At 65.0% G+C, this 26,722-nt stretch carries 26 protein-coding genes and 3 pseudogenes; 15 read left to right on the top strand and 14 right to left on the bottom strand.

The genetic code is table 11. From position 1 onward, the window contains the following. Window position 1 precedes the first annotated feature (1 nt). Window positions 2-478, bottom strand: a pseudogene (locus MMSP_RS08405) (VOC family protein). 135 nt (window positions 479-613) lie between these two features. Between MMSP_RS08405 and MMSP_RS08400 the strand changes: the two are divergent. Beyond that, window positions 614-1,510 (top strand): alpha/beta fold hydrolase, encoded by an 897-nt coding sequence (locus tag MMSP_RS08400; RefSeq protein ID WP_369797347.1) that lies wholly within the window; start codon window positions 614-616, stop codon window positions 1,508-1,510. On the opposite strand, the gene gnd is transcribed toward MMSP_RS08400, so the two are convergent. Then, entirely contained in the window at window positions 1,507-2,529 is a 1,023-nt protein-coding gene (gene gnd, locus MMSP_RS08395) for a phosphogluconate dehydrogenase (NAD(+)-dependent, decarboxylating) (RefSeq protein ID WP_012395902.1), read from the bottom strand. The genes MMSP_RS08400 and gnd overlap by 4 nt on opposite strands. 152 nt (window positions 2,530-2,681) lie before the next feature. Beyond that, a pseudogene (locus tag MMSP_RS08390) lies at window positions 2,682-3,871 on the bottom strand (glucose-6-phosphate dehydrogenase). Between the two features lie 217 nt (window positions 3,872-4,088). Between MMSP_RS08390 and MMSP_RS27440 the strand changes: the two are divergent. Continuing rightward, the gene (locus MMSP_RS27440; RefSeq protein WP_020786258.1) at window positions 4,089-4,922 is read left to right on the top strand and encodes an adenylate/guanylate cyclase domain-containing protein; all 834 of its coding nucleotides are present in this window, start codon (window positions 4,089-4,091) and stop codon (window positions 4,920-4,922) included. Here the strand turns inward: MMSP_RS27440 and MMSP_RS27435 are convergent. Beyond that, window positions 4,919-5,083, bottom strand: a complete 165-nt coding sequence (locus MMSP_RS27435) for a hypothetical protein (protein WP_015356883.1) — start codon at window positions 5,081-5,083, stop codon at window positions 4,919-4,921. The two genes, MMSP_RS27440 and MMSP_RS27435, sit on opposite strands and share 4 nt — an antisense overlap. A 32-nt stretch (window positions 5,084-5,115) precedes the next feature. Here MMSP_RS27435 and MMSP_RS08380 point away from each other — a divergent pair, with 32 nt between their 5' ends. Further along, complete coding sequence (locus MMSP_RS08380) at window positions 5,116-5,817, top strand: hypothetical protein (protein ID WP_020786257.1); 702 nt, start codon at window positions 5,116-5,118, stop codon at window positions 5,815-5,817. 96 nt (window positions 5,818-5,913) lie between these two features. Here the strand turns inward: MMSP_RS08380 and MMSP_RS08375 are convergent, their stop codons facing one another. The 4 genes from MMSP_RS08375 to MMSP_RS08360 all read right to left on the bottom strand — a co-directional run bounded on the left by MMSP_RS08375 (window position 5,914) and on the right by MMSP_RS08360 (window position 9,106). Continuing rightward, complete coding sequence (locus MMSP_RS08375) at window positions 5,914-6,243, bottom strand: putative quinol monooxygenase (protein WP_012395907.1); 330 nt, start codon at window positions 6,241-6,243, stop codon at window positions 5,914-5,916. A 75-nt stretch (window positions 6,244-6,318) separates the two neighbouring features. Beyond that, a complete protein-coding gene (locus MMSP_RS08370) occupies window positions 6,319-6,837 on the bottom strand; it encodes an OsmC family protein (protein WP_020786256.1) in 519 nt (172 codons plus the stop codon). Window positions 6,838-7,151: 314 nt separating this feature from the next. Then, on the bottom strand, window positions 7,152-7,742 hold the full coding sequence (locus tag MMSP_RS08365) for a peptidoglycan endopeptidase (RefSeq protein ID WP_152522484.1): 591 nt from the start codon (window positions 7,740-7,742) through the stop codon (window positions 7,152-7,154). A gap of 371 nt (window positions 7,743-8,113) precedes the next feature. Then, window positions 8,114-9,106: a PPE family protein gene (locus MMSP_RS08360; RefSeq protein WP_020786255.1), complete on the bottom strand. Its 993-nt coding sequence runs from the start codon at window positions 9,104-9,106 to the stop codon at window positions 8,114-8,116. A 289-nt stretch (window positions 9,107-9,395) separates the two neighbouring features. Between MMSP_RS08360 and MMSP_RS08355 the strand changes: the two genes are divergently transcribed. From MMSP_RS08355 to MMSP_RS28245, 3 genes are all read left to right on the top strand, one after another. Next, on the top strand, window positions 9,396-9,809 hold the full coding sequence (locus MMSP_RS08355; RefSeq protein WP_020786254.1) for a hypothetical protein: 414 nt from the start codon (window positions 9,396-9,398) through the stop codon (window positions 9,807-9,809). 2 nt (window positions 9,810-9,811) lie between these two features. Next, the gene (locus tag MMSP_RS08350) at window positions 9,812-10,150 is read left to right on the top strand and encodes a YbaB/EbfC family nucleoid-associated protein (RefSeq protein WP_012395912.1); all 339 of its coding nucleotides are present in this window, start codon (window positions 9,812-9,814) and stop codon (window positions 10,148-10,150) included. Between the two features lie 76 nt (window positions 10,151-10,226). Continuing rightward, window positions 10,227-10,490 carry a type VII secretion target gene (locus tag MMSP_RS28245; protein WP_235065709.1) on the top strand — a complete coding sequence of 88 codons (264 nt, stop codon included), beginning with the start codon at window positions 10,227-10,229 and terminating at the stop codon, window positions 10,488-10,490. A 332-nt stretch (window positions 10,491-10,822) separates the two neighbouring features. Here the strand turns inward: MMSP_RS28245 and ychF are convergent, their stop codons facing one another. After that, window positions 10,823-11,923 (bottom strand): redox-regulated ATPase YchF, encoded by a 1,101-nt coding sequence (gene ychF / locus MMSP_RS08340; protein ID WP_036426329.1) that lies wholly within the window; start codon window positions 11,921-11,923, stop codon window positions 10,823-10,825. A 132-nt stretch (window positions 11,924-12,055) separates the two neighbouring features. Between ychF and MMSP_RS08335 the strand changes: the two genes are divergently transcribed. Next, window positions 12,056-13,282 carry a DUF6542 domain-containing protein gene (locus MMSP_RS08335; protein ID WP_051153638.1) on the top strand — a complete coding sequence of 409 codons (1,227 nt, stop codon included), beginning with the start codon at window positions 12,056-12,058 and terminating at the stop codon, window positions 13,280-13,282. Between the two features lie 21 nt (window positions 13,283-13,303). Here MMSP_RS08335 and MMSP_RS08330 read toward each other — a convergent pair whose 3' ends face one another. Further along, a complete protein-coding gene (locus MMSP_RS08330) occupies window positions 13,304-14,302 on the bottom strand; it encodes a 4-hydroxy-3-methylbut-2-enyl diphosphate reductase (protein ID WP_036427171.1) in 999 nt (332 codons plus the stop codon). A 109-nt stretch (window positions 14,303-14,411) separates the two neighbouring features. Between MMSP_RS08330 and MMSP_RS08325 the strand changes: the two genes are divergently transcribed. The 5 genes from MMSP_RS08325 to MMSP_RS08305 all read left to right on the top strand — a co-directional run bounded on the left by MMSP_RS08325 (window position 14,412) and on the right by MMSP_RS08305 (window position 18,099). Continuing rightward, on the top strand, window positions 14,412-15,029 hold the full coding sequence (locus tag MMSP_RS08325; RefSeq protein WP_011738548.1) for a lipid droplet-associated protein: 618 nt from the start codon (window positions 14,412-14,414) through the stop codon (window positions 15,027-15,029). Beyond that, window positions 15,026-16,273, top strand: a complete 1,248-nt coding sequence (gene xseA, locus MMSP_RS08320; RefSeq protein WP_020786250.1) for an exodeoxyribonuclease VII large subunit — start codon at window positions 15,026-15,028, stop codon at window positions 16,271-16,273. The genes MMSP_RS08325 and xseA overlap by 4 nt, the downstream gene beginning before the upstream one ends. After that, window positions 16,263-16,511 (top strand): exodeoxyribonuclease VII small subunit, encoded by a 249-nt coding sequence (locus tag MMSP_RS08315; RefSeq protein WP_020786249.1) that lies wholly within the window; start codon window positions 16,263-16,265, stop codon window positions 16,509-16,511. Before xseA ends, MMSP_RS08315 begins: the two co-directional genes overlap by 11 nt. Before the next feature lie 54 nt (window positions 16,512-16,565). Next, the gene (locus tag MMSP_RS08310) at window positions 16,566-17,660 is read left to right on the top strand and encodes an NAD-dependent epimerase/dehydratase family protein (protein ID WP_020786248.1); all 1,095 of its coding nucleotides are present in this window, start codon (window positions 16,566-16,568) and stop codon (window positions 17,658-17,660) included. 181 nt (window positions 17,661-17,841) lie between these two features. Continuing rightward, window positions 17,842-18,099 (top strand): Rho termination factor N-terminal domain-containing protein, encoded by a 258-nt coding sequence (locus MMSP_RS08305; protein WP_015356899.1) that lies wholly within the window; start codon window positions 17,842-17,844, stop codon window positions 18,097-18,099. Between the two features lie 94 nt (window positions 18,100-18,193). On the opposite strand, the gene MMSP_RS08300 is transcribed toward MMSP_RS08305, so the two are convergent. Beyond that, window positions 18,194-18,595: a heme-binding protein gene (locus MMSP_RS08300; protein WP_020786247.1), complete on the bottom strand. Its 402-nt coding sequence runs from the start codon at window positions 18,593-18,595 to the stop codon at window positions 18,194-18,196. A gap of 690 nt (window positions 18,596-19,285) precedes the next feature. Between MMSP_RS08300 and MMSP_RS08295 the strand changes: the two are divergent. Next, window positions 19,286-20,717, top strand: a pseudogene (locus MMSP_RS08295) (PE family protein); the annotation flags it as partial. A gap of 455 nt (window positions 20,718-21,172) precedes the next feature. Here MMSP_RS08295 and MMSP_RS08290 read toward each other — a convergent pair. Further along, window positions 21,173-22,741: a carboxylesterase/lipase family protein gene (locus MMSP_RS08290; RefSeq protein ID WP_036427169.1), complete on the bottom strand. Its 1,569-nt coding sequence runs from the start codon at window positions 22,739-22,741 to the stop codon at window positions 21,173-21,175. A 209-nt stretch (window positions 22,742-22,950) separates the two neighbouring features. On the opposite strand from MMSP_RS08290, the gene MMSP_RS08285 reads away from it, so the two are divergent. Then, window positions 22,951-24,105 carry an AI-2E family transporter gene (locus MMSP_RS08285; protein ID WP_020786243.1) on the top strand — a complete coding sequence of 385 codons (1,155 nt, stop codon included), beginning with the start codon at window positions 22,951-22,953 and terminating at the stop codon, window positions 24,103-24,105. Here MMSP_RS08285 and MMSP_RS08280 read toward each other — a convergent pair. Both MMSP_RS08280 and MMSP_RS08275 read right to left on the bottom strand, forming a co-directional pair. Continuing rightward, on the bottom strand, window positions 24,083-24,883 hold the full coding sequence (locus MMSP_RS08280) for a dienelactone hydrolase family protein (RefSeq protein ID WP_012395928.1): 801 nt from the start codon (window positions 24,881-24,883) through the stop codon (window positions 24,083-24,085). The two genes, MMSP_RS08285 and MMSP_RS08280, sit on opposite strands and share 23 nt — an antisense overlap. Window positions 24,884-24,910: 27 nt before the next feature. Then, window positions 24,911-25,558 carry a DUF4245 domain-containing protein gene (locus tag MMSP_RS08275; protein ID WP_020786242.1) on the bottom strand — a complete coding sequence of 216 codons (648 nt, stop codon included), beginning with the start codon at window positions 25,556-25,558 and terminating at the stop codon, window positions 24,911-24,913. Window positions 25,559-25,626: 68 nt separating this feature from the next. On the opposite strand from MMSP_RS08275, the gene glpX reads away from it, so the two are divergent. After that, on the top strand, window positions 25,627-26,715 hold the full coding sequence (gene glpX / locus MMSP_RS08270; protein ID WP_012395930.1) for a class II fructose-bisphosphatase: 1,089 nt from the start codon (window positions 25,627-25,629) through the stop codon (window positions 26,713-26,715). Window positions 26,716-26,722 lie beyond the last annotated feature (7 nt).

The raw sequence follows: 26,722 nt of genomic DNA, 5'->3' as shown, positions 1-26,722 counted from the left end.
CTCACCCCGCGGCGTTCACCGCCTCTTCCAGCTCGGCGACCACAATCTTGTGCATGCCGAGCATCGCGGTGGTTGCGGCTGCCGCCCGTGCCGGGTCCGGATCGCTCAGCAGCTCATACAGCCGGTCGGGAACGATCTGCCAGCTCAGGCCGAACCGGTCCTTGCACCAACCGCACTGCGATTCCGTACCGCCCTGGGTTAACCGATCCCAGTAGTAGTCGACCTCATCTTGGTCCTTGCAGTTGACCGTCAACGAGACCGCCTCGGTGAACGGGAACTGTGGACCGCCGTTGATTCCAATGAACCGGACCCCGTCGAGGACGAAGGTTCCCGATATCACCGTGCCGGGTTCACCCGGCCCCGCCTCGGTATGCCGGTTGAATCCCTAGATCTGCGAGTTCGGGAACACCGACGTGTAGAACTGTGCGGCTTCCGCCAGATTGTGGTCGAACCACAGCGAGGGCGTGATAGCTGGCATTGGCGGCTCCTGGTCGTTGGGATCTCGTCATTTCAATAGACCCCGGCTGGGCGGCAAACTCATCGCGACCGCGCTATCGGCCCCGCAACAGCGGGTGCTTAAAGCAGCTAGGTAACGTCAGAACACGTGAGCGCCATGAGCAACAACCCCCGAACGGTCGAGTTTTCCGGTACTGAGGGGATTACCCTGGTCGCCGACGAATGGAACCGCGACACCGCCGCGTCCGGTCGCCCCACCATCCTGATGTTGCACGGTGGCGGCCAAAACCGGTTTTCCTGGAAGAACACCGGCCAGATTCTGGCCGATACGGGCCTCCACGTGATCGCGCTCGACACCCGCGGACACGGCGACAGCGACCGGGCGCCGGACGCGGACTACGCGATCGAAACCTTGACCTCTGACATCCTGCACGTCCTCGACGCCATCGGACGCCCGGTCGTGCTGATCGGCGCCAGCATGGGCGGGCTGACCGGCATCCTCGTCGCGGACAGGGCTGGCCCCGACCGGGTGACCGGGTTGGTGCTGGTCGACGTGGTGCCGAAATACGAAAAGGACGGCAGCGCCCGCATCCGCGACTTCATGTTCACCAACCTCCACGGGTTCGCCACGCTCGAGGAGGCCGCTGACGCCGTCGCCACCTATCTGCCGCATCGGACCAAGCCGCGCAGCCCCGAAGGGCTGAAGAAGAACCTGCGCCTGCGCGACGGCCGCTGGTACTGGCACTGGGATCCGGCGATGATGACCGCACCTGGGGACGACCCGGAGTTGCGCACCGAAAACTTCGAGCGCGCCGCGATGAACCTGACGATCCCGATCTTGCTGATTCGCGGGAAGCTCTCCGATGTGGTCAGCTCCGAGGGCAGGGAACGCCGGAGCCCTGGCTCCGAGGGCGTCCAGGATTTTCTGGACAAAGTGCCGCACGCCGAATTCGTCGAGCTGTCCAACGCCGGCCACACCGCGGCCGGCGATGACAACGACGCCTTCACCGAAGTGGTGGTCGACTTCGTCAAGCGGAGGGCGGCGACCGGCTAGTTGACCGGCTTTTCCGCGTGGCCACCGAACTGCTTGCGCATCGCCGATAGCGCCTTGTTGGCAAAATCATCGAGGTCACGCGAGGCAAAGCGCGACTGCAGCGCGGTGGTGAGGACCGGCGTAGGCACACCTTCGTCGATCGCCGCGATGGAAGTCCACCGCCCCTCGCCAGAGTCGGAAACCCGTCCCGAGAACTCTTGCAGCTCGGGAGATTCGTGTAGCGCGATCGCGGTCAGATCCAGCAGCCAGGAGCCGATCACGCTCCCCCGGCGCCACACCTCGGCCACCTCGGGGATGTCGATGTCGTACTGGTAGTACTCCGGGTTGGCCAGCGGCGCGGTTTCGGCGTCACCCTGCTGCACCCGGGTGCCGACATCGGCGTTGCGCAGGATGTTGAGGCCCTCCGCCAACGACGCCATCATCCCGTACTCAATTCCGTTGTGCACCATCTTGACGAAGTGCCCGGCGCCCGTCGGCCCGCAATGCAGGTAACCCTTTTCGGCCTCCGCGACCTCACCATCGCGGCCCGGCGTTCGCGGTGCCGCCTGCACCCCGGGTGCGACGGTGGCCAAGATCGGCTCGGCATGCGCAAACGCGTCCGGCTCCCCGCCGACCATCAGACAGTAGCCGCGGTCAAGTCCCCACACACCGCCGCTGGTACCACAATCCAGCATGTGAATGCCTTTGCCAGATAACAGCTTTGCGTGCTTGATGTCGTCACGGTAGTAGGTGTTGCCACCGTCGATCACGATGTCTCCCGCGTCGAGTGTGGTGGCCAGCTCCTCGATGACGCCGGTGGTGATGGTCCCGGCGGGCACCATCACCCAGATGACCCGCGGGGCGGAAAGTTTGTCACGCAACTCGCTCAGCGAGGACACCCCGGTGGTGTTGTTCTCCCCCGCCATCGCCTTGACGGCGTCGGGATTGTGGTCGTACACCACGCACTCGTGTCCGCCGTTGACCACTCGGCGCACGATGTTCGCACCCATCCGGCCCAGCCCGATCATCCCTAGCTGCATATCTGTTCGTCTCCTTACTGTCGTGCCTCGGCACTGCGGGGTAGCCACGGCTGTTGCCAATTGCGGTGGCCACGCAGCAGCGTCTGTGCTGCCTCGGGCCCCCAGGAGCCGCGATCGTACGGGTGGATTTCCCCCGGGTCGTCAAGAACCGGTTACACGATCCACCACGTCTGCTCGATAGCGTCCTCGCGAGCGAAAAGCTGGCGATCGCCGATCAATCCGGCATACAGCAGTCGTTCATAGGGCCGGATCGGTTCACCGAGGTCTTCGGCGAACGAGGAGTCCAGGTGAACGCCCTGCCACGAGTCGCCGGTTTGCGCGGATATCTGCAGGCGCATGCCCGGATCTGGGTCGATGCGCAGCACAATCTGGTTCGGCTCGGCCGGCCTGCGGTTGGGCAGGAAAGCCAACCCGGGAACATGGTGCAGGAACATCCGCACCTCAGTCACCCGCTCTGGCAGAGCTTTTCCGGCCCGCAAGAAGACCGGCACCCCGGCCCAGCGCCAGTTGTCGATCTCGGTCACATAGGTCTCGGTCTGCGAGTCCTTGGCCACCCCCGGGGCTCGCCGTAACCCTGGTACTGGCCCCGCACGTAGTGCGCCGTCTGCAGCGCCGGCATGGCACGGAACACCTCGGCCTTCTTGTCGTTGAGGTCGTCGGCACCCGGACCCACCGGAGGCTCCATCGCCACCAGCGCCAGCACCTGCAGCAGGTGATTTTGCACGACGTCTCGCAGGGCGCCCACCGCGTCATAGAACTTGCCACGGTCCTCGACGCCGAAGTTCTCGGCCATGGTGACGTGAATCTCGGAAACGCTCTTGCGATCCCACAATTCGGCCAGGCCGCGATTGGCGAAGCGCAAATACTGCAACTCCACGACGGGTTGCTTGCCCAAGAAGTGATCGACGCGCAGGATCTGGTCTTCGTTGAGCACGGCACGTAGCCGGGAGTTGAGTTCCCGCGCGGAGTCCAGGTCATGGCCAAATGGCTTCTCCACCGCAACGCGCGCGCCGCGCAGCAAGTCTGCCTTGGCAAGATTCTCGACGATTGGGGCGAACAGCGCGGGCGGCATCTCCAGGTAGTACAAGGCGTGGCGGTCATGACCGATCTGCTTGGCCAGCGCCGTGTACAGGGCGGGGTCGGTAACGTCACCGGGCAGATAGGACCACCGACTGGCGAATCGCTCGAATACCGCTTCGTCGAACGGCTCGCTGGACCCTCGAATGACCTCCCGCGCCCGATCGACCAACTGCTCTACCGACATGTCGTCACTGGCGACGCCCACGATCGGGCAATCCAGCAGTCCCCTGCGTTCCAGCCTGTACAACGCGCGAAAAGTCATCTTGCGAGCCAGATCGCCGGTAATTCCAAAGATCACCAATAGATCTGAGGCCTGACCTCCGCCGTTGGCCAATCCCCCACCTCCAGGACGTCATCTGGGCTAAAGCCGCTGGTCGGCTTACTTGAGATCTGCTTCCCCGCGGGGGCTGAACTCAACCCTAGACATTGCCCGATAGCCCGACAAGGCAGGCTTGGGCCGGTACTGAAAGGATGGGCGGGTGTCAGGCATGACCGATGCACTGCACATCGCGGTCTACGTGCTGGCCGGCGTCGCCGCCCTGGAAGCCGCCGCCCTGATCGCGCTATGGCGATTGCTGGCCCGCGCTCGTCAGGAAAACGATGAGTTGCGCCAGCGCGCCGACACCCGCAACTGGCTGCTGACCGGGGGGCGCGAGGCCGTCAAGACGGTTTGGCAAACCGCGAACCTGATGCGCAAAGAGGGCTTTGGCGCCGCGGTTCGCAGCTCGATCGAGGACCTCGCGGACTGGGCCGAGGTGGAACGGCCGGACCTGGCGCGAGTCACCCCCGACGGCCGGGTCGTGATTCTGTTCTCCGACATCGAAGAGTCCACGGCGCTCAACGAGCGGATCGGGGATCGTGCGTGGGTGAAGCTGATTGGCGCGCACGACAAGATGGTTCACGAGTTCGTGCACCGCCACGGCGGACACGTGGTCAAGAGTCAAGGCGACGGATTCATGATCGCCTTCGCTCGTGCCGAACAGGCGGTGCGATGCGGTTTGGATATCCAGCGCGCGCTAAGTCGAGAGGCAAAAAGGAAACCGCGCAACGGCATTCGGGTACGGATCGGGATCCATATGGGCCGCTCGGTGCGCCGCGGCGATGATCTGTTCGGCCGCAATGTAGCGATGGCAGCCCGGGTTGCGGGTCAGGCCGTCGGCGGCCAGATCCTGGTGAGTGAACCGGTTCGCGACGCGGTCCGCGACTGCGGAGACATCCGTGTGGACGACGGCCGCGACGTCGAGCTCAAGGGATTTTCCGGCAGCTATCGGTTGTTCGGCGTCGAAACCGCCCCCGAGTGCGAGCCGGACTAGTCGCCCTGCGTCTCAGACTCGTCCAACCGCTGATGCAACCGAGCCCGGACCTCATCGGCCGAATAGGAACGGCGTTTCCGTTGGTCGCGTACCACCAACGCGCCACCGGCGACGACGCCGGCGACACCGGCCAGTCCAAGCCACTTCCACACGCTGCGCATGACGACAGGCTATCTCTGCCTATGGTGCTGGGGTGGAATCAAACAGCCTGACCTTGGACCAAGCGCTCAATGAGACCCGCACTGGCGACCTCTGGCTGTTCCGCGGCCGCTCCCGCCCCGACCGCGCCATCCAGACCTTGACTAATAGTCCGGTGAACCACGTCGGCATGACGGTGGCCATCGATGACTTGCCGCCGCTGATCTGGCACGCCGAGCTGGGCGACAAGCTGGTCGACATGTGGACGGGCACTCACCACCGCGGCGTACAGCTCAACGATGCGCGCGACGCGGTCCGGCAATGGACCGAGCGTTACCACCAGCGCTGCTGGCTGCGGCAGCTGACCCCGTACGCCAGTCGCGAACAAGAGAACCAACTGTTGCGAGTCATCGCACGCATGGACGGCACTCCGTTTCCCGCCACCGCACGCCTCACCGGACGTTGGCTACGCGGCCGGCTTCCCACCGCCTACGACTGGACCAGAGGACTGCCGTGGGTGGACAAGAAGATCCGCGAGTCCACCCAGCGACGCAAGGAACGCCAAAAGGTCGGCCTGGAAGCGGCGTACTGCGCGGAGACGGTGGCAATCACCTATGAGGAAAGGGGTTTGATGGCCACCGAAAAGTACTCGAACTGGTTTGACCCGGGCTCCTTCTGGAGTGACGATACGCTTCCACTCACCCCGGGCTATCGATTGGGTAGCGAAATCGCGGTCACCGTCGGTCAGGCCGACTAGCCGACCGAACGGCGGCAATCGCCTCGGCCCGGCCACCGGCTACAGACTCCGGGGCCGGGAGCCACCATCGGAATAAACGGCTTTCGGTCGCGGGGCCTACGACTCGTCGACCGACATCTCCCCCATGGCCGACCACCCGGTCGCGTCGAGGGTCTGACTGATGATCTTGGGCGTAGCCGCGAGGGCCTGGGGCAACTCCTGCATCGCCCGCTTGAAGTGATCGCTGTTGACGTGGACACTTCCGGCATCACCGTCGCGAAAGGCCTCGACCAAGACGTACTCGGCCGGGTTGTCCAGACTGCGCGACCACTCGAACCAGAGGTTGCCGTCCTCGGCGCGCGTGGCCGCGGTGAACGACGCGACGAACTCCGGCCAGCGCTCGCTCCACTCGGGTTTGGTTTCGAACTTGACGACGATGAAGATCATTTGCGGTCCCCGCCCCTCTCGCTGACTTGATCATCGAACTCGGAGAACAGGGTCAGGATACCCAGCACGCGTGGGTCAGGCGATCTCCACCCGGGTGTGCACCGGAGTTGGGTTACGCGTCAGATCGAGCACTGGGCAGTGCGCGTCGACCGCCACCTGCAATTGGCGGTAGCGCTCCGCCGGTTCCGGCCCGGTCACCGTGATCACCACCCGCACCTGCTGGAATCCGCAGCGAACGTCGTCGGCGAATCCGAAGAAGCCCTGCACGTCGAGATCGCCCTCTGCGGTCGCGGAGATGTCATCGACCGAGATTCCCAGCTTCGCGGCCCAGAAACGCCCTGTCACGATCTGGCACGAAAGCAGCGAGGCCAAGTAGTACTCGACGGGGTTCGGAGCCTTGGCATCCCCACCGAGGGGCGCCGGCTCATCGACCTCGACCCGGTAGCGGCCGAGGCTGACCGTGCTGGCAACAGCGTCATGCCCGGTGGCCGAAGCCTGGAACACCACGCGCGCCTGGGCCGGATCCGTGGTTACCGCGCGCCGATTTGCCGCGATGATGCCGCTCAGGTGATTCGTCGACTCGGTAGTTGTCAAGGCAAAGCTCCTTCCATCGGGAGAAATGGTATGGAGCGCCGTCCTGCAGAATCGACCTTCTAGCTCAGCGTGAACCGAATGCGAATCGCATCCGCGTATACCACGACATACCGCCTGCAATGGCGTCCGGGAACGGTCCGGATGAATAGTCCAGCGCAGATTTGATGCTCAAATAGTTATTGCAGCCACACCCGAACCGAATTGTGATCCAGCACACAATGCATGGTCCGGGGTGGCCGCAAGGTATCAATGCACCCGGGAATGTGATCCAGGTCGCAGTGTCTTTCTTTGGCCGACTTACTTACCGCAAATTGTTATGTATTCGAAATTTCGAGATCGTCGAAGGGTCCCGGGTCTTCGGGCGGCGGCGGTAATTCATCCGGATTCACGACATCCTCAACCGCAGGAGGGCAGGGCTCCGGCGTTCCCTGCGCAGGAGGGTCCTCGGGCGCGGGCAGGTCAACGTCAACCATGTCCTCATCCATCGGGAGATACATGTGGTGGGTGAATTGCGCCTGGTAGGCGCCCCCGCCACCGACCCGGACGCCACCCCCTTCACCGCTGGACACCGAGGTGCCGTCAGGCAATGTGACCGCGGTATGGCGACCATTCCAACCGATTACCAAAGCATTGGGGGCGGTGCCATGTTGGAACCCGCGAGCAGCTAGCGCGGCCTCCTCATTACCCGTATTAAATCGATCTCCGAAAATGGGCCTATCCGTTGCTGCATTAGATACCCAGGAAGCCAAACCCGAGCAGTCGGTCCCGGCGGGCGAATCGCCGCCGACAATATACGGCGTACCGGAAACCTGATTGATAAGCGTCAACAGTGTTGCGAGAGCAATCATGAGGACGGACGCTACCGACAATATCCATAGGAAATCAAAATTTGTGGCACTTATCACGATTAATCGAATAATGCCCTGACCTGCATATACAGCGTCCAGGTCACGCAATAATCTACATATTGAAACAGAAGTGACTACTGAGTAATCAGCAAACAATCAGCAATCGCTCGAACCACTTTGATGAGGTGGTTGACCTGCGAAAATGCCGACCGACGAGATTGCGTCCGATTAGCGGTGCAACTGTTCATTTGCGTATCGGAGACCGATCGGAGACCACCCGCGGTCGAATTGGGCCGCGCCAGAGGCTGATCAGCCGGTGTTTCCCGGGCCAACGCGTGGCCTGGCTCACACGAGCGCCTGGTGGTTGCGGTGTGCTCGCCAAAATGCTGGCGGGCGGCGCCCCGGTGACCGGGGCAGCCTCGGATCGGTCACTTATCGGCCGGTAGGCACCGTCGCCGGGTAGTCGCCGGTGTGACGTCGGGCAGGGCCCGAGTGGCCGCCGATTCGGCGCTGACCGCGGCCGGTCCCATCGCCACGGTGGGTTTGTCAAGCAAGCCGGCCAGCAGCGGTGTGCGCGCCGACAAGCCGCCTGCGCCGGGCAGCGAATCCGCCCGCATCAGTCCCGCCCCGGCACTGGGACCCGAGCCACCGGCCAACGGATGGTGGGACAGCGGACTGGCCCCCAACAAACCGATCTGCACGCCCTCGCCCTGGTCCAGTCCCGCGCCAGTGCCGCCGGGATGGCCAAACAGCGACGTTACCTGCGCCGGCTGCGGTATCGAGCAGCCCATACCCGAGCTCTGGGTCAGCGTTTGCCGGATCGCTTCTTTGGCGGGCAGGGCCACGTTGCGGGCAATCGTGGCGACCCGATCCAGCCCGTTGGCCAGGCCCCAGACACCAAGATTGGTCTTGATCGAGTCGGGCTCGCCGAAACGCGTGTTGACGGCCGTTTGCGCCTGGTAAGCATCCATTGCCGCGGCGGCCTGATTCCACATCCGGGTGAAATAGTCCGTTTCGCTGAGCGCTATCAGCGCCGTACTCATACCCACAAAGTTGGTAGCCGTAACGACCGCGGCCGTGATGTGGTTCATCGCGATCTCGGGCAGCGGTGGGGTGGCCGCCAGCGCGTCGGCGTGCGCGGCGGCTTGTGCCAACGCCTGCGTGGCACGCGCCTTCGCCCGCGCTGAGGCTGTGGCCAACCAACTCACCATTGGCACGGCCGCGGCAATCGCTCGGTCGCCGCTTTCCCCGCTGCACACCTCACCCGCGGATTTCAGCCGTGCCGACGCCTCGATGGCCTGCGCGTCCAGGGCCGCTGCCCAGTCCTTCCACCCCGTGGCGACTGCCAGCATCGAAGTTGACCCCGCCCCGGCCATCAACCGCGCGGTGTTGAGTTCCGGTGGCATCGCGTGCCACAGCATGATGACCCCTGTCTTCTAATGTATCTGGAACGGACAGGCCACCCCGCACTGGCCGGCAGCGCCGTCGCGCACGTTGCCGACCCGCGCCGCCGGCGCCGGGACCAGGGCTCCGGCGTTAGAAGCACGAGACGTCGGCAGAGGTGCTTCCGACTACTCCGAGAAGTCAACCATCGACCCACTGCATCCGACCAGCCCGCCGCACGCCCCCACCCCAACCGACCCGCAACCCCACGGCGATATCCCGGTAATCCCTGGCGGTAGGCTGCCGAGCACCCCCACGATGCCCACGATGCCGACCCTGCCGACGATGCCCTTCACCGGGTCACCGGGCGGCGACGGCATGGGGGCCACGGCCGATGCGCTACGCCGCGCATCCAGGTTGGCCTCCGGCACGGGGGTCAAGCCGGCGTCCACCGGCGGAGGCGTTGGCGGCGGCGCGCTGGCACCACCGCCGGCCAACGGAATCGATGCCAGATCCGTACCGACCGGCGCGGCGGGCAGTGCGGGAAGCCTGGGCCGGGGGAACGTGCCCCGCGGCCCCCTGATGGGCGGCGGCATGCCGATGGGCGCACCCGGGCAGGGCCAAGGAAACGCCAAAACCAAGTCCTCGCAACAAGAACAGGAAATGCTTTACGCCGAGAACCGAGCCTGGACCGAGGGACTCATCGGAATCAGCCCGCTCGAAGACAGCAAGGAGCAGTGACCATGAAATTGGACCCCACGGCGGCCCGGGCGCTGACCTTGATGTCGCAGTTTCAATCCACCCTGCAGGGGCGGTTCCACCACATGAACAACGGGGTTTTCAAAGCCTCCGACGAGACCAAGTCCGTGCAGGTGACGCTCAATGGCTACCAGTGGCTCACCGGCATCCGCATCGAAAACGGTCTGCTGAAAGAGGTGGGCGCGCAGGGGGTCGCTGAGCGGGTCAACGAGGCGCTGCAGAACGCGCAGCGAGCGGTGAGCGTCTTTGACGAACAGTCGGGCCAAACGCTTGTCGACACACTCGCCACCATTTCCGCTGCGATCAGCCAGCCGCCGGCCTGACCGGCAACACCCCCGAAGCGGCCACCGGCCCACAACAACGCCCCTACCCGTCAAACCGAGAGGAATAGCTCAACCCATGAACGAAATCCTGACCCTGCAGCCCGATGTCATCAGCAGACTGTCGCAAGGGCACGACGCTACGGTCACCGGTCTGCAGGCCGCGACGGCGGCGCCAGCCGGGATCAGCGCGAATGTTGCCACCACCCACAGGGCTCCGGCGTTAACGCCGGAGCCCTGGTTCGCTACCGAGCCAATTCCGTCCAATGCGACGGCGCGCCAATCACGCCGATATTCACGACCGGGTGTGACCACTCACGGCGCAAACCGAACGGCGCTCTGATCGCAAGAATCAAAATCGAATGGCTCGGTCGATATCATCGATGTCCGCGATCATAGTAGCAGCAATAATTGAATCGACACCGCGCCAAACAATTTCAGAATCGCATTTCATAATTGCCGACGCCCGACAAATATGCGACGCTGCGCCCGCCAAGAAAAAGCATGATCGCGGCTACCTTTGGGCAAATCCCCGGTTGCGTCCGGTCACAGTGCGGTGCAGAAAATCGCGTCGACCGGACCGCACCCGTACAGTCATCCGAGCGCGCCTGTCCTGCCACGAGCACACCGACCGGCGCCGGATTCCTAACCTCGGATCTTCGGACCGAATCCGCGCTAGCGCCCTGCTGCCTTACCGCCGGAGCTGGTCTGGAAACGGAACTCGACCACGTCGCCATCGGCCATGACGTAGTCCTTGCCCTCCATCCGGACCTTGCCGGCGGCTTTGGCCGCGGCCATCGACCCGGCGGCCAACAGGTCGTCGAAGGAAACGATCTCCGCCTTGATGAAGCCCTTTTCAAAGTCGGTATGGATCACCCCGGCCGCCTTGGGCGCGGTGTCGCCACGGTGGATGGTCCAGGCCCTGGCCTCCTTGGGCCCCACCGTCAGGTAGGTCTGCAGGTTGAGGGTGTGGAAGCCGGCGCGGGCCAGCGCGTCCAGGCCACGCTCGGTTTGTCCGATCGACTCCAGCAGTTCGGCGGCTGATTCCTCGTCGAGCTCGACCAGCTCCGCCTCGATCGCCGCGTCCAGGAAGACGGCGTCCGCCGGCGCGACCAGTTCACGCAGCTGAGCGACCCGCGCGGCATCGGTGAGCACCGACTCGTCGGCGTTGAACACGTACAGGAACGGTTTGGTGGTCAGCAGGTTCAGTTCACGCAGCAAGGAGGTGTCCACCCCGGCGGCGAACAGTGTCTTTCCACTGTCGAGCACCTCCTGGGCCGCCAGCGCCGCTTCGTGGACGGGCTTGCGCTCCTTGTTGTTGCGAGCTTCCTTCTCCAGCCTGGGCACGGCACGTTCGAGGGTTTGCATGTCGGCCAGGATCAGCTCGGTCTCGACGACTTCGATATCGGAGCGGGGATCGACCCGGCCGGACACGTGGGTCACGTCGTCGTCGTGGAACACCCGCACCACCTGACAGATCGCGTCGCACTCGCGAATGTGCGCCAGGAACTTGTTGCCCAGTCCGGCGCCCTCCGACGCTCCCTTGACCAGTCCGGCGATGTCGACGAAGGTCACCGGCGCCGCGACGATACGTTCCGATCCGAAAAGCTCCGCCAACTTGTCAAGTCGCGGGTCCGGCAGCGAAACGACCCCCTCGTTGGGCTCGACGGTGGCGAACGGATAGTTGGCTGCCAACACGTCGTTGCGTGTCAGCGCGTTGAAGAGTGTCGACTTGCCCACATTTGGCAGGCCCACGATTCCCAGGCTCAAGCTCACAGGGAGCCAAGTCTAAGGTGCCGCGATCTAGGCTTATGGGCGCCCATCCCCGTAGCGGATGCCGGGGGCACGCCCGTGACTACTGTCCAGGTATTTACGGGCCTTTGGGCGCATTGCCGGTACGGTCTAGATGTGTCAGCGGACCGGGCGAGAACAGCGGTGCCACCAAGCCACCGCTCAATCGTTCCCAATATTCCAGGTGCTCCGTGGTGGGGCGCGGTTCTCATCGCCGTCAGCACGACGGCACTCGGGTACGCGTTCGACGCCGGCCACAAGGATCTGACACACGTTTTCGCCGGCTTCTACATCGTGGGCTGCATCGCCGCGGTGCTGGCGGTCCGCCAATCGGGCGTGTTCACCGCGGTCATCCAGCCGCCGTTGATCCTCTTCATCACGGTGCCCGGTGCCTACTGGTTGTTCCACTCCGCCAAGATCGGCAAGTTCAAGGACCTCCAGATCAATTGCGGCTATCCGCTGATCGAACGTTTCCCATTGATGCTGGGCACCGCCGGTACGGTGCTGCTGATCGGCCTGATCAGGTGGTACATCGGGATGGCGCAACGAACGAGCGCGCTGGCCACCGGTGACGACGGCGAACCCACCACCGCCGCACGAACGCCGATTTTGCACAGCCTCGCCGAAAAATTGAGTGCCCTGCTGGGCGGTGACTCCGACGACCCCGACGACGTGGCCGATGCGGCCCCGCCAGCACCCGAAGCGGGCAGGCGGTCATCGCGAAGCGGCCGCAGCTCCACGGGCGGTCGGTCCACCACCCGGCGCACCGACCGCACCCGTGCGCGACGCACCCGCCCACCGGTAGAAGATCAGCCGGACCCGGGTGCCGAACGTCCGCGGCGCCGCCGTCCGACACCCCCTCCCGACAACGACGCGGCCGAACCGCCCCGGCGGGCGCGTCGCCGGCCCCGCCCACCGGGTGACTCGGACTTGCGCGCCACGCCGCCGCGCCAGCCGCGGCGTGATCCGCACACGCGGCGCAACCCGTACGAGTCCTACGAGCGGCCCGCGCCCCGCACCAGTCGCTTCGATCCCTACAGCGGATACGAGCCACCCGAGGCCCCGGAGTCCTTCGATCGGTATGAACGCCGGGCCGGCCGCTACGAGCCGTATGAGCCCTATGAGCCGTTTGAACCCTTCGAGCCCCCCCGCCGGCGCGGCAGCACCGGCGGGCCCAACAACGCCAACCCGAAACACCACCCGATCTCGCAGGTCCGCTATCGCGGGGCGGCGCCCCGCGACGAGGGCCGCGATCAATACCGCGACGAGCCTCGCCCGGATCGCCGGGGTCGTCCCCGCGCACCGCGCCGGCCCCAGGCCGAATCCTGGGAGTACGACGTCTGACGCCGTAACGCGGCGGAATCGCTAGCGCGCCGGCCGGATTTCCCGGGGCAGGGCGAATACCAATGTCTCGTTGGCCGTGGTCACCGGCTGCACCATGTCGTAACCGCTCTCGGCCAGCCGTTCCAGCACACCACGTACCAGCACCTCGGGGACCGAAGCCCCCGACGTCACGCCGACCGTGGTGACACCTTGCAGCCACGACTGATCGATGTCGTCGGCCCAGTCCACCAGGTAGGCGGCTTGGGCGCCCGCACCCAACGCCACCTCGACCAGCCGTACCGAGTTCGACGAATTGCGCGAGCCGACGACCAGCACAAGGTCGCATTCGGGTGCCATCGCCTTGACCGCGACCTGGCGGTTCTGGGTCGCATAGCAGATGTCGTCGCTGGGCGGATCCTGCAGCTTGGGGAAGCGTTGGCGCAGTCGTGCGACGATCTCCATGGTCTCGTCCACCGACAACGTGGTTTGCGAGAGCCAGACCACCTTGTCTTCGTCGCGGATCGTCACCCGCTCGGCGCCGTCGAGCCCGTCGACGAGCTGTACGTGTTCGGGAGCCTCCCCGGCAGTTCCGACGACCTCCTCATGGCCCTCATGGCCAATCAGCAGGATGTCGTAGTCGTTACGGGCGAACCGCCTGGCCTCGTTGTGCACCTTGGTGACCAGCGGGCAGGTGGCGTCGATGGTCTGCAGGTTGCGTTCGGCGGCGGCCGCGTAGACCGTCGGGGCGACGCCGTGGGCAGAGAACACCACGATGGCTCCCTCGGGAACCTGATCGGTCTCCTCGACGAATACCGCACCCGCCTTGGCCAGGGTGTCCACCACGTAGCGGTTGTGCACGATCTCGTGACGCACGTAGACGGGCGGACCGTGCTTTTCCAGCGCTCGCTCGACCGTCTCCACGGCGCGATCCACGCCCGCACAGTAACCTCGCGGCTCGGCCAATAGCACCCGTCTACGGGTCGGGACGTGCGCTACCGAACTCGAGGCACCGGGAATTCCCATGTCGATAGTCGGCACCATGCCATTCAGGGTACTTTCTGCCGCCACGGCTAGGCCATTCCCGACCATTTGCGCTCATGCCACCGCGGCTAGCTTGGACTTCGCCGCCGCTTGAGGCAGTCTTGGACCCATGGCAACTGCACCGTATGGGGTTCGGCTAATTGTCGGCGCGGCAACAGTCGCCGTCGAGGAGACCATGAAGCTGCCGCGGACCATCCTGATGTACCCGATGACATTGGCCAGCCAGGCGGCGCACCTGGTGATGCTGTTTCAACAGAACCTGGCCGAGTTGGTCATCAAGGGCGATTCCACCCTGGAGTCACTGTTTCCGCCGAAGGACGAACAGGCCGCGTGGGCGACCTTCGACGAGGACTTGCCGGATGATGCAAACGCCTTGGAAGGGTCCGCCACGGCATTGGCCGACAGCATGGACGCCGATCGTCGCACCGAGGGACGGTTCGCGTTGTATTCGGTGTCGGACCCCGCCGAATCCCGGGAAACCAGCTCGCCGGTCCGCAAGGCCCCGGCCAGGCAGCCGAAGTCGGCCGCCAAGCCGAGCACCGAGATACCTGCAGTCGCCGGCAAACTCGATTATGCGTCGCTGACCCTGGCCCAGCTTCGGGCCCGGCTTGCGTCGCTCAGTGTCGAGGACCTGGAGGCCCTGCTGGCCTATGAGCAGGCCACCAAGGCTCGTGCCCCGTTCCAGACGCTGCTCGCCAACAGGATCACCCGCGCGACCGCCAAGTGAGCCCAGCCGCAGCATCGAATTCGGCCGAGAACCCGTTCCCGGTACGCGCGGTGGCCATCCGGGTCGCCGGCTGGATCGACAGGTTGGGAACGGTCTGGGTTGAGGGGCAACTAGCCCAGATCACGATACGGCCCAACTCCAAGACGGTGTTCATGGTGCTGCGCGACCCCGCGGCGGACATGTCGCTGACCGTCACATGCCCGCGCGACCTGGTACTGAGCGCACCGGTGAAATTGACCGAAGGCACCCAGGTGGTGGTCTGCGGAAAGCCCTCGTTCTATACCGGGCGTGGCACATTTTCGCTGCGACTCAACGAGATTCGCGCTGTCGGGGTGGGTGAGCTGCTGGCCCGGATCGAACGGCTGCGCCGGCTGCTGGACGCCGAAGGACTCTTCGATCCGCGCCTCAAGCGGCCAATTCCCTTCTTGCCCAACACTGTCGGCCTGATCACCGGCAGAGCCAGCGCCGCCGAGCGTGACGTGACGACGGTTGCCGCGACGCGCTGGCCCGCAGTGCGATTCGCCGTCCGCAACACCGCCGTGCAGGGGCCCAATGCCGTCGCTCAGATCGTCGAAGCACTGCGTGAGCTCGATTCAGACCTGGAAGTCGATGTAATCGTGGTGGCCCGCGGTGGCGGCAGCGTCGAGGATCTCCTGCCGTTTTCCGACGAGACACTGTGCCGCGCGATCGCGGCGTGCCGCACACCCGTGATCAGTGCGGTCGGCCACGAACCCGATAATCCGCTGTGCGACCTGGTCGCCGATCTGCGCGCGGCCACCCCGACCGACGCGGCCAAGAAGGCAGTCCCCGACACTGCCGCCGAGCAACGCCTGGTCGCGGACCTGCGCCGGCGCAGTGCACAAGCGCTGCGCAATTGGGTTTCTCGGGAGCAGCGGGCGTTGACCCAGTTGCGCAGCCGCCCCGTTCTTGCCGACCCGCTCAAGGCGCTGATCACCCGCTCCGATGAAATCCAGCGGGCCCGGTCAGCGCTTCGGCGTGATGTCAGCCGGCTGATCAGCACCGAAACCGAAAACATCGGCCACCTGGGTGCGCGGCTGGCCACCTTGGGTCCGGCGGCCACACTGGCCCGCGGATACGCGGTGGTGCAGACGGTTTCGACCGCCGGTCAACCAATGGAAGTGCTGCGGTCGGTCGACGACGCGCCCGCGGGCACCAGACTACGAGTGCGGGTAGGCGACGGTGCCGTTACCGCGGTAAGCGAGGGACGTGTTGATGGAGCTTGACGACCACAACGGGGAAACCGACTCGGTTACACCCATTAGCCAGCTCGGCTACGAGGCGTGTCGCGACGAACTGATCGAAGTCGTGCACCTCCTCGAACAGGGCGGACTGGACCTCGATACGTCGCTGAAGCTATGGGAAAGAGGCGAGGTACTCGCAAAAAGGTGCGAGGAACACTTAGCTGGCGCACGTCAGCGGGTGGCCGATGCGCTGGCCGCCAGCGAGGCCGAGCAGGACTGATCTTGGCCAGTATTGGGTATCGAACCATATTCCAAACTGGAACACGTTTTAGTTATGCTTCGGCCCATGGGTGATGCATCGCTGACAACCGAACTCGGCCGTGTCCTGGTTACCGGTGGCTCAGGATTTGTCGGGTCCAACCTGGTGACCACGCTGCTCGACCGTGGACATCACGTGCGTTCGTTCGACCGCGCGCCCTCGCCACTGCCCCCGCATCCGCAGTTGGAGGTGCTACAGGGGGACATCACCGACGCGGCCACCTGCGCCACAGCGGTCGACGGTGTCGACACGGTCTTTCACACCGCGGCCATCATCGAGCTGATGGGCGGCGCATCGGTGACCGACGAGTACCGCAAGCGCAGTTTCTCGGTCAACGTCGGCGGTACCGAGAATCTGGTGCGCGAGGGGCAGCAGGCCGGAGTGAAGCGGTTCGTCTACACCTCCTCGAACAGCGTGGTGATGGGCGGGCAAATCATCGCCGGCGGCGACGAAACGCTGCCCTATACCAATCGGTTCAATGACCTCTACACCGAAACCAAGGTGGTTGCAGAGAAATTCGTGTTGTCGCAGAACGGCAACAATGAAATGCTCACCTGCGCAATCCGTCCTAGCGGCATCTGGGGAACCGGCGATCAGCTGATGTTCCGCAAGTTGTTCGAAAGCGTGATCAAGGGCCACGTCAAGGTGCTGGTTGGGCCCAAGTCAGCACTGCTGGATAACTCCTACGTAGACAACCTGATTCACGGTTTCATTCTGGCGGCCCAGCATTTGGCGCCCGGCGGTAGCGCGCCCGGCCAGGCCTACTTCATCAACGACGCAGAGCCGATCAACATGTTCGAGTTCGCCCGGCCCGTGGTGGAAGCATGCGGGGAAAAATGGCCCCGAGTAAGGGTTTCCGGCCCGATGGTGCACCGGGCGATGACTGGTTGGCAACGACTGCACTTCCGGTTCGGATTGCCCGCGCCGCTGCTGGAGCCGCTGGCCGTCGAACGGCTGTACCTGGACAACTATTTCTCAGTCGACAAGGCCCGCCGCGACCTCGGTTATGAACCCAAGTTCACCACCGAACAGGCGCTCAAAGAATGCCTGCCCTATTACGTGGACCTGTTCCGCCAGATGAAAAGCGAAGTCAAAGCCGGCGGCCGGTGAACTAGCCGGCGGCCAGCAAGTCACGTTAACACTGGGGGGCGGCGCGACCGTGGCGATGATTCACCAGAGGCGGGGCTGACCAACCACCACGTGATCGGATCGACACCAACCCGGCACAGGTTTGACCACCGCCAGGCTCGGGCATCCTGGATGGGAGTCCTGTCATGCCAAGGAGGTGATCATGCCGAACCCCTCGATCAAGAACGAGAAGCTATACCGGGATCTGCGCAAAGAAGGCAGCTCCAAGGAAAGGGCAGCGCGGATTTCCAATGCGGCAGCTGCCCAGGGCACTTCCTCGGTGGGCCGCAAAGGCGGCAAGGCCCGGTCCTATCCGGACTGGACGGTGCCAGAACTGAAGAAACGGGCCAAAGAGCTTGGCATGTCCAGGTATTCGGGCCTGACAAAAGACGAGTTGATCAGCAAGCTGCGCAACCACTGAGCCCCATCGGGGCTGTGCGCCGAGAAACGTGGCGCCGGGATGATGGCAGGTGCTCTCCGGGCGGAGGGGCACCTGCCATCGTTGAGCACCCGGATCAACCAGCCATGAATTCGTGGTAGGCCGACTCGAGATCCGGCGGCAGCGCCGCCACATCGCACTGGCGCTCGGTATCAGCGATTGGCGCCAGAATGGCACGCAGGTCCTGGTACTCCTGCGGATGCGCCGTGAAATAGCTGCGCAAGCTGGCAGCTGCTGGTGCATACGGTTGCCCATAGGCAGCCATGACTATCTGGTTGGCACCTTCGTGGGCCGCCAAATATTGACACGCCGAAGCGGTCACCGACGACACGGTGGCAGACACGCCTTGCGGACTGCAGTCAGCGGCTACGGCCGCTTGGGGCGCACCCAGGAATCCGATGGCCAGTTCCCCGAGGAGGCAACCCGCACTGATGGACACCACTTGCCGGCGCGCACGAATACCGATGATTTTCTTCATCACTTGATTCCTTCGGATTGGCGAATCAATCGTTGAAGGTTCCCGAATACCCGGGATCCAAGGTAGCGGAGGAATTTGGCCCAGGTCGGTGACCGGGTTCGCTCATTCGACCGCTTCCCGGTGATCTGCCGGGCAAGCGTGGTGACTGTGCGAAGCAAGCGACCAGAGTGACGCGCGAAGCCTGAAAGTCTCGGAAAAGACGGATCGGTTCTTATCGAATCGTGACACGGACCGTGACCAAACCGTAGTCATCAGCGCCGGCGGAAACGCATCAATCCACGACGTCTACGGACACAGGTCGACAAGTTCTGGTCGACCAGGCCCCGAGGGGATGGTCCAGGTAACGACATTGGTATCGCCTGCAAAAGCGAGGCCGCTGTTGCCCGGCATGCCGGGTAGCTCGGTGCCGGTATCGTCAGCCAGCGCCCCCGGCCCGGTCCGAATTACCCGTACCCAACTCAACATCGGCCTGCGCCACATCGCGGTCACCCGGATTCGCCTCGGCGGCCCTGTCTCGCACGCCGCCTTGCCAACACCGTCTTCGGTCATCGGCACATCGACCGACAAAATCCGTCAAACCACTTGCCAACCGGTAGCGGCTTGGCATAGGAGAAATTCATAGTAGGAAGCAACAAGATGCGGTGTCTTTTCCGGCCGTCATTTCTGGTTGTTCCGCATGGGAGGCGCCCGGTGTCGTTTGTGATCGCTGAGCCCGAGTTGCTCGCTGCCACCGCTACCCACCTGTCCTCGCTCAGGACGACACTCGTTGCGGCCAACGCAGCTGCGGCAGTTCCGACCACGAGGCTCCTGGCTGCAGCCGATGACGAGGTGTCGGTGGCCATCGCCGCAGGTTTTCGCGCGTACGGCCAGGCATATCAAGCGCTGAGCACTCGAGCCGCGGATGTTCATGCGCGATTCGTACAAGCGTTGGCTGCTGGCGCCGATCGGTATGCCAGCGCCGAAGCCGCCAATGCCGGGCAGCAACTGCTCGACATCATCAACGCCCCCACCCAGGCATTGATTGGCCGCCCGCTGATCGGCAATGGCACCAACGGAGCACCGGGAACCGGCCAAGACGGCGGGCCGGGTGGACTATTGATCGGCAACGGCGGGTCCGGGGGCTCCGGCGCTGCGGGCACCAACGGCGGCAACGGTGGCGCCGCAGGATTGTTGGGCGCCGGTGGTGCCGGTGGTGTGGGCGGCTTCGGGCTGCCTGGGGGTGCGGGCGGCAACGGCGGAGCAGGCGGAGCCGGCGGCCTGTTCGGCAACGGCGGCACCGGCGGGGGCTCCTTGGACGGCAACGGCGGCAGCGGCGGGGCAGGCGGCGCGGGCGGCTTCTTGGATTCGGGCGGCAAAGGCGGGGTTGGAGGCGTCAGCGCGCACCAGGTCGGCGGCACGGGTGGTCCCGGTGGGACCGGTGGACTACTGGGCGCGGGCGGCGCCGGTGGTGATGGCGGGCAAGCCGATGACGCCATCGGCGGAACCGGAGGCACCGGCGGAAGCGGCGGCACGCTCTACGGATCCGGCGCGCTCGGCGGCAATGGCGGCAACGGCGGCCACCAGGGGGGCCTGGGTGGAGCGGGTGGCTCGGGCGGGCTGTTCGGCGACGGCGGCTCCGGCGGCGACGGCGGAACCGGCGGCACCCGGCGGCCTGCTGGGCGCCGGCGGTAACGGTGGCGACGGCGGGGTTGGCCACGACAACGGCGGGGCAGGCGGCGCCGGCGGCCGAGCCGGCCCGCTAGTAGGAGCGGGGGACAACGGGGGCGACGGTGGCGCCGCGGGTCTCCACGGTGGCCAGGGAGGGGGCGGCGGCAACGCGGGCATCCTGCTCGGCAATGGCGGTGCCGGCGGCACCGGCGGCTGGGGCGGCTTCAGCGTGCCTGGTCAGGGCGGGACCGGTGGAGCCGGAGGACATGCTGGGCTGATCGGCAACGGCGGTAACGGTGGCGCCGGCGGGATCACCTCGGTCGCCGGTGGCACCGGCGGCGACGGGGGCAAAGGTGGCGATGCATGGGTGATCGGCAACGGCGGCAATGGCGGCAGCGGCGGCACCGGCACCCAACCGGGTGGCCCGGGTGTGGGGGGATCCGGGGGTTCACTGATCGGCCAGCATGGGTTGAACGGGTAGCGAACGACACGGGGACCCCGCACGACACCTCGACATCACCAGTCCGACCGTCCAGCGATGGCTCGACCGGTCCCGCTCGCGCGGCAGCCGCGCGGCGCCCGAGAGGACAACCGGCACGCCGACCGTCACCACCACGTCAAGATTTGTGACGCCGCATTGGGTGTCTTCGGCCCGCATTGCGCACACCGCGCGGCAAAGAACGGAGCAGCGTCCCGCCTTCGTCGTCTGCCCACCTGTGACGAACGTGAAACAGACACCCCATGGTCCGCCTACCGGCAGGGCTCCGGCGTTGTTGATTAGCAGGCTTGTGAGCTGGGTTGATGATCTTTGGTGCCGCGCTATTGGGGCCGGAGTGTAGGCACGGGCTATCTGGAGAACGATCGAGTTGGTTACTGTTCGTCGTTGGTCTGGAGTTGCCCGTGCCTACCGTTAACGCCGGAGCCCTGCGCCTACCGGAAACCCACGACCTCCCGGCCCCAGGCGGCGCGAATGGGTGCGTCGATATCGCGCGCAACCCTGTCGGACTTGTCGATGACCAGGCAAGCGCGGTCGCCGTCCTGGTAAGCCGGCCAGTCCGGTTCACCGGCGGGGCCCGCGGGATTGTCCTGGGTAGCAAAGTTGATCCACCGGGTCCGCATCCTCTTGGAGACGGCCTTGGCGGTTTTCGCGCCACCGAGTCGCAAGGTGGGGTCCTGCGGTCCCCCGAGATTGCCCCAGACGTAGGGCAGCTCGGTCGCGTGAGCAGCCCGGACCAGCAACAGCTTCAGCAGCGGCGTGGAGTAGTCGAAGCGGTACAAGTACACCGGCGCCACCCTGCTGTGGCCCTCGGCCAGCCATACCGATGGCATCCGAAAGCCGACGTCGGTGGCGATGCTGAGCGGCCTGGCCCTGCGCCGCAGCCGGGAATAGGCCAGCCCGATCTCCTCTTCGGTCGGCAATTGCAGGTCGGGCTGCTCGGCGGCGATCTGGGTGAACATGGACGTGATCGCGCGCGGCGTGATCGGCATCAGCGGCGATCGCATCAGCCGGAACAGCGCGGCTTCATGCTTGTTGGTGCCGATCAGCAATGGGACCGGGTGCGAGCGGCCCTCCTGAGCGACCTTCACCGGATAGTCGGTGAGCACATCGCCGTCGACGATCGGGACGAACGCCAACGTGCCGGGGTTACGCACCGGCACTTCGTTGAATACTTCTGTCGAGGCGGCAACGATCGCCGCGGTGGGCAGCTGCGTCAGTTTGTCCACGTCGCTGGCGGCGATTCCCAGCTTGTCGAGCAGGTGCACCGCGACACGCTGCGCCCTTTCCCGGTCGTATACCGAGGTAGCCGGCGAGCTTTGGGCGATCGCGCGGGAGAACAAGCCCCGAGCCGCCGGGGTCACCAGCAGCGTCGTCACCAGCCCCGCACCGGCGGATTCACCGAACAGCGTGATGTTGGCGGGATCGCCGCCGAACGCCGCGATGTTCTCGCGTACCCAATGCAATGCAGCCAGCACATCACGCAGCCCGACGTTGGAATCAAAACTCCGTCCGGCATGGCTCAACGACGACAGGTCCAGGAAGCCCAGAGCACCGAGCCGATAGTTCACCGTCACCACGATGACCTCACCGCTGCTGGCCAACCTCCGGCCGTCATAGAGGGCCTGACTTGCCGAGCCCAGCATGTATGCGCCACCGTGCAGCCACACCATCACCGGTTTCGCGGCACCGGGTGCGGTGTTCGCTGGCGCCCAGATGTTCAGCCGTAGACAGTCTTCGTCCTGCGGCGCGCCGAGGTCGATGGGCATGTTGGCCAGCACCGGCTGAGGGCAGACCGACCCGAAAGCGGTGGCATCGGCGATCTCGGTCCATGGTTGGGGTGGCTGTGGGGCCCGGAACCGCAGCTCGCCCACGGGCGGCGCTCCATACCGGATGCCCTTCCACGATTTAGTCCGAACCCCGCTACCGGCCGCTGCAATGCCGTCTTCGGCGCCCCGGACCGGCCCGTAGGCGGTTTCGACCACATAGCCGTCACTCGCCATTCGTCTGATGTCACTGGTCATAATTGTGAAAACTCCTGTTCCCCTTGGCTCAGGTTAACGACTGGCAATCGCACAGCTGCCGAAAGGGCCACACCCAGCGGTCAATGGCACCGGAGTGCTCAGGGCGCACGGGACAAGCGCCCGAACAACAACACTGTCTGCGGCTAAGGTTGCGCTCAACACCGACGCGGAGGGCGGGCCCCGGTCCAGTGAACACCGAATTCACGCTCAGTCAGAAACGCGCTCTGGCGATTGTCACGCTGGCCGCCCTGCTGTTCGGCGCCTACTTCCTGCGCAGCTATTTCGTGCTGATTGTGGTGGCCGCCGTCGGCGCATATCTGTTCACACCGCTGTTCAATTGGTTCAACAAGCGGCTGAACGCGGGCCTGTCGGCGACCCTCACCCTGTTGACGGCATTGGTGGTGGTCATCGTCCCGGTTGGGCTGCTGGTCGGCCTGGCGGTCGTCCAGATTGCCCGGATGGTGGAGAACATTGCCGGCTGGGTCAAGACAACCGACCTGAGCAGTCTCGGCGACAAGGCCCTGCAGCTGGTCAATGAGCTCCTGGCCCGAGTGCCGTTCTTGCATGTCACCGTGACGGCGGAGGCACTGCGCAAAATGATGATCTCGGTGGCTCAAAACGTCGGCCAGTGGCTGCTGCACTTTCTGCAGAATGCGGCCGGCAGCCTGGCCGGCGCGGTTACCTCGGGAATCATCTTTCTGTACGTGTTCATGGCACTGCTGCTCAACCGCGAGAAACTGCGGACACTGATCGGTCAGCTCAACCCACTGGGTGAAGAAGTCACAGATTTGTACTTGCGCAAGATGGGCTCGATGGTGCGCGGCACCGTGATCGGTCAGTTCGTCATCGCGCTGTGTCAAGGCGTTGCCGGTGCCGCGTCCATCTACGTCGCCGGATTTCACCACGGGTTCTTCATTTTCGCGATCCTGCTCACCGCAATGTCCATCATTCCGCTCGGCGGCGGAATCGTGACAATTCCATTCGGTATCGGGATGGCGTTCTATGGCAATATCGGCGGGGCGTTCGTCGTCTTGTGGCACTTGCTGGTGGTCACCAATATCGACAACTTCTTGCGACCGATTCTGGTTCCACGCGATGCCCGGCTCAATTCGGCGCTCATGCTGACGTCGGTATTCGCCGGCATCGGCATGTTCGGCCCGTGGGGGATCATCATCGGTCCGGTGCTGATGATCCTCATCGTCACCACGATCGACGTCTATCTGGCCGTGTACAAGGGCGTCGAACTCAAGGACCGCAGCGCCAAGCCCGCCCGCCGCAACTGGTTGCCCCGCAGAACCGGGAATGCGCCGGCAAACGCGGCTACTGACTCAACCGCTCAGTGAGGAACTCGACCACGCGCTTACGGGCCTCATACGCCGGATGGCCATCCACCTCACGAACCTCTTCGGTGAGTACCGAATGCGCCATCCGGCCAAAGCCGTCCGGGTTGCCCGGGCCGGAATCGATCTCGATCACCTCAAACGCGTCACCCAGACGCGCCTTGAGCGTACTGAACCGCTCACGCGGCGCCGTCTTGTCCTCGCTGAAGCGCAAACCGATGGCGCACAGCCCCTCATTCGCACAACGATCGGCGACCACCTGGAGCTCGGACTCACTTAGCCCGGGGTCACTGCGCTGCGCGGACGTCAGCGGCAGCGGCACCGACGGCTGACTGAGCACCGGGGCGAGCACGCTGTCATCGACGGCGGCGGCCAACGCAAAACCGCCGGTGAAGCATTGCCCGATCACCCCCACCCCCTTGCCCGGTGTGGACGCGTTGAGATCACGCGCCAGCGCGCGCAGAAAGATCGATACCGGCCGCTCCTTGTTGGTGGCCATCGCCGCGAACTCCTTGGCCACACATCCGCGGGAGATTTCGAGCGCCACATAACCGATCGACACCGCCTTGCCCGGCTTGCCGAACAACGACGGAATGGCCACCGTGAATCCGTTGTCCACCAGGTGGTTTCCCAGCGCCAGCACGCCGGGATGGATGCCCGGCATCTCCGGGATCAGCACCACTCCGGGGCCTGAGCCTTTGCGAAAGACGTCGTGGGTGTAGCCGCCGCCGGTGAACGGTGCCGCCGACCATCCGGCCAAGTCCGCTTCGGGTCCGCTCACGATCAGTCCCTTCTGCCGGCTTGCCGGCTAATTCTTGGTCGGCAGCGGCGCCTGCGATTGCGTAGCCAGCGCCAGCGTACGGAATTCGTCGGCGCTTCCGGCGCCGGTGATTGCGACCTGGGCGGGACCCTGCGGGCTGGTAAGCCGGGTGGTCCACACCGGCTCGGTGGAGCCGTTGCTATCGGTGCCTTCGTAGACAACCCAGCTGGTGTCGACCACATCCACGGTGCCAGTCGGATACATGTCCGAATGGATCGATCGGACCAGCTTGTCCTCGTCGGTATTGCTCTGGGTCAGGCTCAGGTACATCCCCGATGGGCTGATGTATCCCACCTTCGAGGTGGTCGCGCGCAGCAGCTGACCGTTAGCCGGATCGGTGCGCCCATTCTCGATGCCGCCACGACCGCCCGAGTTGGCTTTCCATCCATCCGGCAGGACTGGCAGCCGAATCGGGAATCCCAGGGCGGCCGCGTCGGCCTTCAGAGCCGCCGCGGCGTCGTAGGACGGGACATTTCCTCGATTGGTCGCGCCCGGTTGGAAGGAACACATCCCTACCAGGCCTGCCAGCAGGATGCAGCCAACCACCAGCGGGGCAAGCGACCAGAACATGTCGCGCCCATCCTGCAGCAACCGTGGTTTGGCCGGCTTCGGGCCCGGCTGCGGCTCACCAGTCACCTGGCCAGTATCGCAGGCCAGTATCCCAGCTCCAGCCCGGTGATCTGCTTCTGGGACAATCACCAACCATGACAGCTCAGGGATCCGGTTCGTCGCCAACCGCGGTCGCGGGGCGCGACCCATCGCTGCCACGGCCGCCACGTGGCGAAGCCCCCGACCGCAACCTGGCGATGGAACTCGTGCGAGTCACCGAGGCCGGTGCCATGGCCGCGGGCCGCTGGGTGGGGCGCGGCGACAAGGAGGGTGGCGACGCCGCCGCTGTCGACGCGATTCGCGAGCTGGTGAACTCGGTGTCGATGCGTGGCGTCGTGGTCATCGGCGAGGGCGAGAAAGACGACGCCCCGATGTTGTACAACGGCGAAGACGTCGGAAATGGCGACGGGCCAGAGTGCGACTTCGCTGTCGACCCGATTGATGGCACCACACTGATGAGCAAGGGCATGCCCAACGCCATCTCGGTGCTGGCGGTAGCCGATCGCGGTGCAATGTTCGATCCGTCGGCGGTGTTCTACATGAACAAGATCGCCGTCGGCCCCGAGGCCGCGCACGTGCTCGACATCACCGCACCCATTGCCGAGAACGTTCGGGCGGTGGCCCGGGTCAAGGCATTGTCGGCGCGGGACATGACGGTATGCATCCTGGACCGGCCACGACACGCCCAGTTGATCGAAGACGTTCGGGCCACCGGCGCCCGGATCCGGCTGATCACCGATGGCGACGTCGCCGGCGCCATCTCGGCATGCCGACCGGAATCGGGCACCGACATGCTGGCCGGGATCGGCGGCACGCCGGAGGGCATCATCGCCGCCGCCGCGATTCGCTGCATGGGCGGAGCCATCCAGGCGCAACTGGCCCCCAAGGACGAGGCCGAGCGCCGCAAGGCGCTCGACGCCGGCTACGACCTCGATCAGGTGCTGACCACCGAGGACTTGGTGTCCGGGGAAAACGTCTTCTTCTGTGCCACCGGGGTCACCGACGGTGACCTGCTCAAGGGTGTTCGCTACTACCCGGGCGGCTGCACCACGCAGTCGATCGTGATGCGGTCCAAGTCGGGCACCGTGCGGATGATCGAGGCCTACCACCGACTTTCCAAACTCAACGAATACTCGGCGATCGACTTCACCGGCGACAGCACCGCCGCCTATCCCCTGCCGTAACACCCCT

This window comes from Mycobacterium sp. 012931, from assembly GCF_000419295.1.
GTDB classification, from domain to species: domain Bacteria; phylum Actinomycetota; class Actinomycetes; order Mycobacteriales; family Mycobacteriaceae; genus Mycobacterium; species Mycobacterium marinum.
The sequence above is the reverse complement of the archived record's forward strand: the minus strand, read 5'-3'. Positions and strand labels throughout refer to the sequence as shown.